Here is a 10,272-nt window from a genome sequence, read left to right as displayed (position 1 = left end):
GGCCCTACCTGGTCGACGGCTGTCTACCACCCACCGGTCTGACCATCGACGACGACGCGATCAGACCGGCGGACTCCGCGAGTTCAACCTGAGTACTCATCTTTGTGTAGCCGATCACCCGTCGGCTGCCTTCGCTTCGCCGTCGTTCGGTACTTACTCGCTGCGGGCCGCTTCGTGATCATCGCCGGTCCCGGCTAGGGGAGCTGGTCCCGCCGGAAGCAGTTACTTCCGGCGGCTGGCTGGTGGCGCCGTCCAGAGCAGCCGCCAGATCCCTCAACGTGTGGAATGTGAAGGGGCCCCCGACGAATCCCGCCGGCACCGGCGCACGGGTGACAAAGATCGCCCTGACCACACGCGGCTCAGCTGACGTCGGCAAACCGAGGGCCGCCGCCACCTCGTTGGCGCGGGGTGCAAGGTCGTCGAGTTTCCTCTGGAGCTGTGTCGCATAACACGGCTTTCGGTGGTCGACGTAGAAACGGTCCAGATGGCGTCGGATCTCCGGTGTCACGTGCACGTCGGCTGGGTCCTTCACCTCGATCAGCCAAATAACCGAGTCAGCCGCGCGCCCAGCGACTACATCGATCTCGGTCTGGAGGGACGGGACCCCCAGGCGCTGCGGATCCTGCTCCCGGATACGCTCCTCGACCATGTAACCAGCTGCCCGAAGTGTTTGTGCTACCTCGGTCTCGAGGGCTCTGTTCTTGCGGTCGCGAACCGCCTCCAGAGCGTCTGTCACCCGGCGCGGAGGCGGAGGCTGTGTCCAAGGCAGGATTCCTTGAGCCACGAAGTTGCCGTAGATACCTGCACTCGCGTAGCAGAGCTGCGGGCCGACCACGAGCCGCCCATCGGTAAGTTCGGCCAGGGGCTGGACCACGAGTCGTTTCTGCCTGCTGCGTGCATGCCACGGCTTCCAGTCGGCAGCCTGCAGCGCGGCGGATGTACTGGTGAGGAGCCCCTGAGCAGCAGCGATACGGGCATGTCCGTCAGGTTCATCCGCGAGACGCAACGTGTCGAGCAGGTGTTGCCGTACGGTATCTGCGGGGACGGCCACCGCATCCGGATCGTCAGGCTCCAGCGGCCAGTGGGCCATAGAGAACAGGACTTGCAAGATATCGCTCACTGATGCTCCGTATGCGGCGAGCATGGCAGCGTCAACAGCTGGATCGACGAGTTCGTCGATCTGTTCCTCGTCAACGACTTCGGCTGCTGCGTCAACCTCGTCAGTCTGCTCGTGACTGCCGAGCGTGGCCGGAGCCGCGAGCATGTGAGCCGCTCGGGCCCGTCTGAACGCGCTGAGGTCCAGATCGAACACCCGGGAGCCCGCGCTCCCCGACCCGGCATCGGCATCGGCATCGGCATCGGCCAAGTCGGTCACCACGGTGATCTCATATGCGTCGCTGATTCTCAGTCCGGTGGGACGAACTTGATGATGGATCGCTTCGCTCCGCATCGTCGCTGCCAGATAGGCGGAGGCCGCAGCGGTGATCTCCATCCATGCGTACTGGTCCACGCGGCGGTTTCCAGTGGGTTGAGCGCGCAGGGCTGCTTCGATCGCGATTTCGTTGCTCCGCCTCAGCCACAGATGTTCTTGCTCGAGTTCTGTCTGGCGCTCCAGTGGGTCCCAGGCCACCGAGAGAAGGCGTGAGGACTGTTCGAGATCACGGAATTGCTGGTTCTTCGTCGCCAAGGTGCGTTCGATCTGTCGCATCCCGACGGTGACAAGGTCGTCGGAGGAGTGTTGGGCGAGACGACGGTTCAGAGCGTCCAACGCGGCTGGAGCCAGCACACCACGGTCAAGTTCTTTGGCCTGTGGGCCCACGTACGTTCCGGGTGCGACGCCCGCAGCCTGCACAGCGCGGGCCACCTCCTGGTCCACCATGCCCACCAGATGGGCATCTACCGGCCACGGACGGGCAAGGTGTGGACGGCTCACCGGCGCCGTCATGATGCGGATCGCAAGTGTGGGCGGAGCGACGCGCCAGGCCGTTGCAACCGTGTCGACCGTGCTCGGCGGCAGATCACTCTGCTCCAGAAGAGACCTGATCGTCTGCGCCATGACCTCCCGCGTAGTTGCGACGTCACGGTCGGTCTGCTCCGCGAGCAACTCACAGTCGACGAGGAACTCGGCGTGGATCACCAGGCCGTATGCACTGGACTGTGCTTCGACAGATCCGACCCGGATGGATTCGGCGCGATCACGTTCGTCCGGCGTGACGGGCCGCATTTCGAGGACGTAGCCGACCGGCGAGGCTTCGTCATGCACCGCGTTCCACGCATCATTCAACTGCTCGAAGCCGAAAACGTACGAGCCTGCGAGGTCGTGGAGAAGTTGGTGATGGTCGTCGCCCCAAGCCGGGTGCGCGGAACGTACGGCCACAGCTGGGGTGCCGACCCGGACCCGCCAGCCGTACAGGTCAGGACGGTCATGCTCCGGCGATCGGGTTACCTCGTCCGACTGCTCATCCACATGCGCTCGGCACCACTCGTAGATCCCGTATGGGCCCTGCCCAATAGGGTCCAAGGCGTCCCAGGAGTCAATGCCCGGCAGGGCGAGCAGGGCCAGCGCCTGCTCCAGCTCCTGCAAGCGCTCGCCGCGTTCCCACTCGGCGGCGCTGTGGTGAGGGCTGACCATCATCAAGTCCGGGGCCCTGCCGCCACTGAAGAAGGTTTTGTTGTTGCCGCGCCACCACTCCCATAGGTCAATTGCTTCCCAGACAATCATGTGGGGTCTGTTCGGTGCGGCAAGTTCACGGCAAAAGGTATAGAGGTCCGTGTCGCTGTCGGCGGTGGTCGAGGCCCAGAGCAGATCCTCAAGGGACATAGCGGCAAGCCCCGGTCGCTGGGGCGCAACAAGATGGCCTGCAGAGGCGACGAGGAGAAGCGGAACGATCTCCGTCCCCGCGGGAAGGGTCAAGGACCCGCCGGGCAGCGGGACACGAACCTCTTCGTCCGGATGGGCGCGGGCATGCCTGCTGATCCGCCGCGCTGCTGGTTCCTCCCGCAACTGAGCGTCTTGCAGATGAGGGCGCGCGAAGAGCTGTACCAGCAACGCCCTGGCAGGGCCGAACATCACCACCCACTGCACAACGTCGCGAGGGGAGACAGCCGGGCCGCTGCTTGTATCAGGAGGGCCGAGAATCTTGTCCGAGAACCGCCACAGAGCTCGGCGTGCACGTTCAGCTGCGAGCTGGGCAAAGCGCAGGCTGACGTTCGCTTCCGACGAGGCGGCGTGGCGGGCGAGATCAACGACGCCCTGTCCCAGGCTCTCGGGCAGGAAGCCCAACGGTAGCCAGAACCTCGCTGCGTCATCGTCGGATTGCTGATGGGAAACGGCCAAGTACCTGCCGAAAGTACTCTGCGGGGAACGGGGATCGTAAATCGGCTCCGCCTGTTGTGCGGTAGCCCAGTTGAGCGCGGCCCGCAGTGTTTCGGAGGGGGCGACCATCGCCTCCACCGGCATGCTCAGAAGGACCTCTGCCGCCGCCAGTTCCTGGTCGGTCAACTTTGCGGGACCCTCTGTCGGCACGTCCCCATCGGGCCACGATGAGGCCAATGCCCGAATGGCAAGATCGGCGTACCGCAATCCCACCTCGACGTATTCGGAGATCCCGAACCCCAGCTCGGGCACCAGTACCGAATCCGTCGCCTGAGCCACCGTCTTCCAGCGCGTGATGTCGGCCAGTGGCCTCTCCACCTGACCGGGAGCCAGCCGCAGCACCTCATCACCGAGCCGCGTGAGCACGACCTGACGGGGATCGGACGGAACGAAATCCTCCAGTCCAGCCAGCCAGGGCGCTTCCCGGCGGCATGCGTCCAGTAGCCCGCCCACGGTCACAGCCTTGGCGGAAGACCACCCGGTTGGCGGCGCAGTCAGCAACTGCTGAAGGAGGTACCCGACCGACGCCCATCTGTGCCGCGTTCCGGGACTGGCGCCCGCCGCAGTGAGCAGAGCCTGCATGCTGGCCATGTCCATACCTGCGAGTCGTCGGCCCAACCCTTGAGGAGGTGTCCGTCCCGTCTTCTTCCGGCCCTTGCCCATATTGACCCCCGTTCTCCCGAGTACGCCAGCATAGAAAGCTCGTGTCCGAAAACCCACTTCAAAATTGTCACTTGCAGGCTCACTGGACACCGAGTCCACATGCACAGCGGCACGGACCACCAGCTCGCCTAGTGTCCTGAGTCGTTAATTCGTGTGCAGTATGCGGCGAGGGTGTCGAGGATGTCGTCGGCGGTCTTCGTCCAGACGAACGGCTTGGGGTTCTTGTTCCACTCGTTGATCCAGCCGCGGATGTCGCGTTCGAGTTCGACGACGCTGCGGTGGGCCGAGCGGCGGAGTTTGCGGCAGGTCAGCTCGGCGAACCAGCGTTCGACGAGGTTGAGCCAGGACGCCGAGGTGGGGGTGAAGTGCAGGTGGAAGCGGGGGTGACGCAGCAGCCACTTCTTGACCGGCTCGGTCTTGTGGGTGGCGTAGTTGTCCAGAACCAGGTGGAGTTCGAGGTCCTGGGGGACGGCGGCGTCGATGACCTTCAGGAAGCGGAGGAACTCCTGGTGGCGGTGGCGGCGGTAGTGCTGGGCGATGACCGAGCCGGAGGCGATGTCCAGGGCGGCGAACAGGCTGGTCGTGCCGTGCCGGACGTAGTCGTGCGTCATCTTCGCCGGCGTGGTCGGCGCCATCGGCAGCACCGGTTGGGTCCGGTCCAGGGCCTGTATCTGTGACTTCTCGTCCACCGCCAGTACCAGGGCGTTCTCGGGCGGGGACAGGTAAATACCCACCACGTCGCGGACCTTCGTCACGAACTGCGGGTCGGTCGACAGCTTCCAGGTCTCCACGATGTGCGGTTTGAGACCGAAGGCCCGCCAGATCCGCGAGACCGCCGATTGCGACATGGCCGCCGACCGGGCCATCGAACGGGTCGACCAGTGCGAATCGCCCGTCGGTGGCGCCTGGTCCAGCGTCCTGGCGACCAGGGCCTCGACCTGCTCGTCCGTGATCTTCCGCGGGGCCCCCGAACGCGGCCGGTCCACCAGACCCTCCAGCCGGTCCGCGCAGAACCGGGCCCGCCACTTGCGCACGGTCTCCCGCGAGACGCCCAGTTCCTGCGCGACCTGGGCGTTCGGCCGGCCCTCCGCGCACGCCAGCACGATCCTCGACCGCAACACCAGCGCCTGAGACGCCGACTGCTTGCGCAACCAGCCCCGCAGAACCCTGCGTTCGTGATCGGACAACTCGAGCAGCAACGGCTTCGGACCCGGCATCACCCCACCCTACAACCGCCAGCGAACTTCCGACTCAGGATACTAGCTGTTCTGTGAAGTCATAGCCGGACTACGCACACCCAGCGTCAGCGCCGCCGCCTCGTCCAGCATCCGGACCAACTCGGACTGGACAGCCGACTGCTTCCGGGAAAACGCTCATTGTGTTGCTAGAGGGACCAGTCGTAAGGAATAGGAGTCGAGCCGTTCGGCAGCGTGCTGAGGGACAGGGACAAGGCGGCGCTCAGGATCTCGCCGGAGGTCACCTCTTGCGCACTCGAAGCCGGCGGGGTGATCCCGAGCGCCCGATAGAGCCGGACCCGGTGGAGGGCGAAGATGTCCCCGACATGTCGGCAGTAGGCGTCCACGCCCGCGCGCAGCGCCCGGTGCGCCGCCCCGACCAACAGGACGCACACCGTGATCCAGAACAGGCGCGGCCACCAGCCGGGCAGGAGCACCGCCCAGAGTGTGGTGGCCGCCGAGCACATCAGTGCCTGCACCCGGGCGAAGACACGGGTCGCCGCTGCCGTCAGGTCATCGCGGTCGGGGGCCTCCAGTGCTTTGACGAACGGGTCCCAGCAGACGCTCAGTTCGAGACCATACTTGCGGCGCGTCTCGGCGGACACCGAGATCAGCGCGTTGCCCAGTGTCGTGGGCAACAACCGTTCCGGGTCGCGCGGCCGCGGATAGCGCGCGGATGCCGCCCGACTACGCGCGGCATGCCAGCCAGTCTGCACCTGCCAGGCGCCGAGGGCATCCCCGCTCAGCCCCGCCGGCGGCTCCGAACGTCGTGCGAATGCGGCGCGCCGGGCACGGTGCCGCGCGATGCGGCGCCGGGTGTACGCGAGCGCAGGCCGGGACGTGCCCCAGCGGCCCGCCAAGACTTCGAGCACGAAGGGAGCCGACGCCGAGGCCGCCCAGGCGGACACCACCACGAGTGCGAGTGCGGCCGCGAACAGCACGAGGGGACCCACCGGTTGCTGCGCGGCGATGCCGCAATACACGCGTGTCCATGACTCGGTGGTGCGGCATGGATGGGCGCCGTCATCGCGGCGCCACAGCACGATCAACGTGCCCGCAAGCCAGAACAGCAGCAGCGGACCGCCCATCGCAGCGCTCCAGCGCTTCGCGATCGGCTCCAGGAATCCCTTGACGAGTCCGCCCACAGCAACCACCTACGCCGAGTTGACGAAGGCGCTATCGGGATGCGCAGGACAGCAATCGGCGGCGTAGGGCGAGTCATCATCGCCGATCGCCTCCTCGGCACAGTCGGTCACCGGGCAGGTCCATACGATCTCAGCCGATCCAGGCCCCGGCAGACTCGGGAAGATCGGCAGTCTGAACCCGGAGCCATCGGACGAGCCGCCGCCATCCGTGGGGTTGTCGGGGAGCTCAGCGATCGCCGACGAGGCTCCGTCAGCGGGTGGCGCCGTCGGATGCCCCCGGCCCTGATGGACGAATGCGGCCCAGAAGAAGGGGTCCTCCGCCGAAGTCCTGGCCTTGGGGCTCTGTCCTCGGGTCCGGGCGCGGGCCTCGCGCAGCAGCCGCAGCTGAGCGGTGCGCAGCGCTTCGGCAGGCGGCATTCCGTCGAGGTTGAGCAGAGTGTGGAAGTCCCGCATCAACGCGGCGGTCGTGGCATCTTCCACGTGCCACAGCGACCCCACCACGGCGGCTGCCCCCGCCGCGACGAATGCCGTCGACAGGCTCAGAGCGCCGTCGTAGTGCGCTCCCGGCACCGCCGTCGCGCAGGCGGACAGGACCACCAGGGCCTGCGTGCTCCGTGCGGCGCTGTTGCCGTGGGCCAGACCAAGAAGGCGACCGGCCCGCAGCCGCTGCCCGCCGGCCAGCATCAAGTACGAGTCCGTCGCGGGGACGCCATTGCGCGCGTGGCAGGCGAAGTGAGCCACTGGGTGGCCGCGTTCGGCCTCATGACCCTGTAGCGCGGTGAGGACAGCGGCGGGCGTGGCGGGCGCCGCGCTCTCGCCGGAGCCGCCGAGCCGCTGCCCCTTGGCATAGAACCAGCGGTAGACGTCTTCGCCCTCCTGGCGGGCATGGGGCAGATCGCCCGTGGGGTCAAAGACCACGAGCCCACTCCCCGCGAGCGGTGCCAAGGAACGGGTGGCGAACCGGGTCAACATCCCCAGCGAGGACGCGTAGCTGACGGACATGGCCTCGATTGCGAAGCGGTGCATCGAGCTGCCGTCATTCCGGCGCACCCGGTGCCGTGCCGCGTGCCAGGGCACCAGGCCCAGTGTCCCGGACGGGATCAGGACGATCCGTGGCGTTGTCTGGGACCCCGAGGCCGAGAAATGCTCGAAGAGCTGCTTGACCGCTGCTCGCCAAGCCCAGTCGCAGACCTTGCGCAGCGCCCCGCGCCACGCATCACCCGGCGCCGTGTTCGCGACTCCTCGAAGTTGCTGGTCGTGCGCGGCGGTGAAGTTGACCAGGTCCGGTGCATCGGAGCGCAGTTGCGGAAGCCGCAGCGCATGGAGTCGTCCGGTCGAGTGCAGTACGAGGGCCCATCCATGGCGACGGCCGGCCAAGAGGTACACCACGGCGTCCACGCCCAGCGTCCGGCACAGATGTACGGGCCAGCCGTGCGCGAGCAACTCCGTGGTGCTCGACAGGGCGTCAAGCAAGGAGGCCCGCAGGGCGTCCGCCGACCGCGTCGATGCCGGGCCGGTCATGAGCTGTGGCAGCCGGGTGCCGGTCGGCCCGGTGATCTCCAGCCGTCGCGCCCTCCGCATGCGCCGGTGCTCCTCCAGCGTCGAACCGGTGACGGTGGCTGCGCCGGACGCCACCTCCTCGGCCAGGGTCCGGCCCGATTCGACCAGTTCGAGAGCGGCCTCGGCGTCCCCGGCCTCCAGACAGGCCCTGGCGAGCACGTCTGCTTCGCCCACGACCCGGCGAACCTGTTCGGCAGATCGGTCACCAAGGTGGCGGATGAGGGTGTCGACGATGCGCTCACGCAGCGCCCCCCGCATGGTGACTGGCTCCTCACGCAGGGCGTCGCGCCAGTCGCCGCTTCTGGGAAGCCGAGAGCGTCCCGACTCGACGGCCCACTCGTCAAGCGCCGCGCGCACACGCATCCAGACCGGCCGTTCCCCGCGCAGCCGGCCGGGGCCCTCGCCCAGCCTCTCCTCACGTGCGATGACCAAACTCGCCGCCGCGTTCGCCCGAGTGAGAAGATCGTAGATACGCGAGCAGTCCCCCTCGTGGTTCCGGACGACGTCCAGCGCGTCCACCAGGGCCACGGCCGCATCCTCCAGAGGGTCGCCCTCGTAGCCGGGCACGGCCCCGACGCCGGCGACCCGCAGCTCAAGCAGATTCAGCAGAGCGCACCCGAACTCGGCCCGCAGTGAGGCTAGACGCACCTCGGACTGATCACCCCACTGCAGGCAGTGATCCAGGAGACGCGCAGCAGCCATTGCATCCATCGGAGCGCGCAGCACCTCGGCGCGGGACAGCAGGGCCAGACCGAGCCCGGCCGCCGCCGTCACGTGTGCTCCCTCGGGGCCAGCCGTCCTGCGCACCTCTTCCGCTCCCATGCGCACGGCGTCGTCCAGCGCATGCAAGTCGCTGCTGTGCTGGTACAGGAGATGGCAGACGGTGGCTAGTGCCGAGCGGTCCTCGGCGCGCTCCAGGAGACTACGAGCCGTCCGCAAGTCGTCTGCCTCGCCCGCCAGTTCATATCTCCGCAAGAGAGTCTCACCAAGGGCACCGAGCCATGCAGCACGCTCTGGAGAGTCCGCGGGCGCATTTGCCACCACCCCCGCGAGGGTGGCGACGAGGTCTTCCAAGGCGTCACGGTCAGCGCTGTACTCGACGCGCAGACGATGCCCTGAGACGAGCACGCGGGTCCACTCAAGCCGAGCAGCGGAGTCGCGCTCCTGGAGCTCGTCGGTCTCCAGTGCGCGGGTGAGGTGTTGCACGGCGCGGTCCAGCTCGTCCGGCTCGCGGGACCGTTCGTACTCAGCAAGATGGGTGTAGCCCACGCTTGCCCATGTCTCGCGCAGCACCGTCGCATCGTGTACGAGCATCTGCGCCGTGGCGATGCGGCGGTGTTGGACCAACGCCCTTTCCAGGTAAGCGGCCTGCCGCGACAGCGCGTACTGCTGCCGTTGGATCGCCCCGGTCAGACGCAGCCATGAAACCGACGTGACATGGGTCCATCGCTGCGCGGCGACCCACAACGCGTCGGCCGAGGCTTCGAGGTCGGCGGGGTCCCCGTCGGCCTCGTGGCGCAACCAGAGCGCGGCGCCCAACACGCTATGCCACAGAGCGGGGTATCGGGCCCCCGCCCACTCTGAGACCGCAGCTCCCTGTGCCGTCCTGGCTCGGTGCAGGGCCTCGTTGAGATCATCCGCGTGCCCAGTAGCGTCGTAACGCATGAGCTGTGCCAACGCCAGATCGCCGAGCAGAACATACCCCTGCCGGACGGAATCGTCTTCGACCGACGCCGCAGCCGCCTGGAGAACGCCGATGGCCTGGTTCAATGCGTCAACATTGCGGGTGTCGGCGTACCGCATGAGGTGGGTCCGGCCCAACCGTAGGGGCACCCTCCAAGCCTCCTCCTCACTGTCGGCCCAAACCTCCGTAGGGTCGAGGGTGTCGCGCATCGCCAAGATGCTGGCCAGCAGCTCATACGCCGAGACCTCCCCCGTGTAACCGTTTGTAGCCCCCGAGGCTGCAGGCAGTGGCATGGGGGCCAGAGTCCGGCTCTCGCCGGTACGGGCGTCGACAAGGTCGAGCAGCTCACCAAGGCGGTCCGGGTCGGGTTCACGGGGGGCCGGTGACGCGACGGTCTCGTATCGGGTGATCCCCACGGGCTGTGCTGTGAAATGGCTGAGCCGTTCGTGCAGCTCCGGCGTTGCGGAGCCTAAGGCATCGGCGGCGCTGAGAGCTGCGACAGCGTCGATCAAGGCGGAAGATTTCAAGTCCAGTGAGACGGTCGTGACGCTATGAGGTTTGTGGTGCGGGTTCCCTGCGCTTGGCCGGGTCGTTGATCCATGCCTGCTG

General features: G+C 67.2%; 4 protein-coding genes. All 4 read right to left on the bottom strand.

The window, feature by feature from the left end; translation table 11 throughout:
• Positions 1 to 178: 178 nt before the first annotated feature.
• Positions 179 to 3,967 (bottom strand): hypothetical protein, encoded by a 3,789-nt coding sequence (locus ABZ862_RS37900; RefSeq protein ID WP_360969026.1) that lies wholly within the window; start codon positions 3,965 to 3,967, stop codon positions 179 to 181.
• A gap of 200 nt (positions 3,968 to 4,167) precedes the next feature.
• Positions 4,168 to 5,256, bottom strand: a complete 1,089-nt coding sequence (locus ABZ862_RS37895; protein WP_360969023.1) for an IS630 family transposase — start codon at positions 5,254 to 5,256, stop codon at positions 4,168 to 4,170.
• A gap of 167 nt (positions 5,257 to 5,423) precedes the next feature.
• Positions 5,424 to 6,419, bottom strand: a complete 996-nt coding sequence (locus ABZ862_RS37890; RefSeq protein ID WP_360969020.1) for a hypothetical protein — start codon at positions 6,417 to 6,419, stop codon at positions 5,424 to 5,426.
• Between the two features lie 9 nt (positions 6,420 to 6,428).
• The gene (locus ABZ862_RS37885) at positions 6,429 to 10,175 is read right to left on the bottom strand and encodes a CHAT domain-containing protein (protein ID WP_360969017.1); all 3,747 of its coding nucleotides are present in this window, start codon (positions 10,173 to 10,175) and stop codon (positions 6,429 to 6,431) included.
• Between the last annotated feature and the right edge of the window lie 97 nt (positions 10,176 to 10,272).

Origin of the sequence: Streptomyces sp. NPDC047000, from assembly GCF_040644295.1 — a bacterium.
In the GTDB taxonomy this organism is placed as follows: Bacteria; Actinomycetota; Actinomycetes; order Streptomycetales; family Streptomycetaceae; genus Streptomyces.
The sequence above is the reverse complement of the archived record's forward strand: the minus strand, read 5'-3'. Positions and strand labels throughout refer to the sequence as shown.

What these genes read in the sequence shown, in the direction of transcription:
- ABZ862_RS37900 (WP_360969026.1), bottom strand. Translation starts at nt 3,967, where the DNA reads ATGGCCAGCATGCAGGCTCTGCTCACTGCGGCGGGCGCCAGTCCCGGA.
- ABZ862_RS37895 (WP_360969023.1), bottom strand. Translation starts at nt 5,256, where the DNA reads ATGCCGGGTCCGAAGCCGTTGCTGCTCGAGTTGTCCGATCACGAACGC.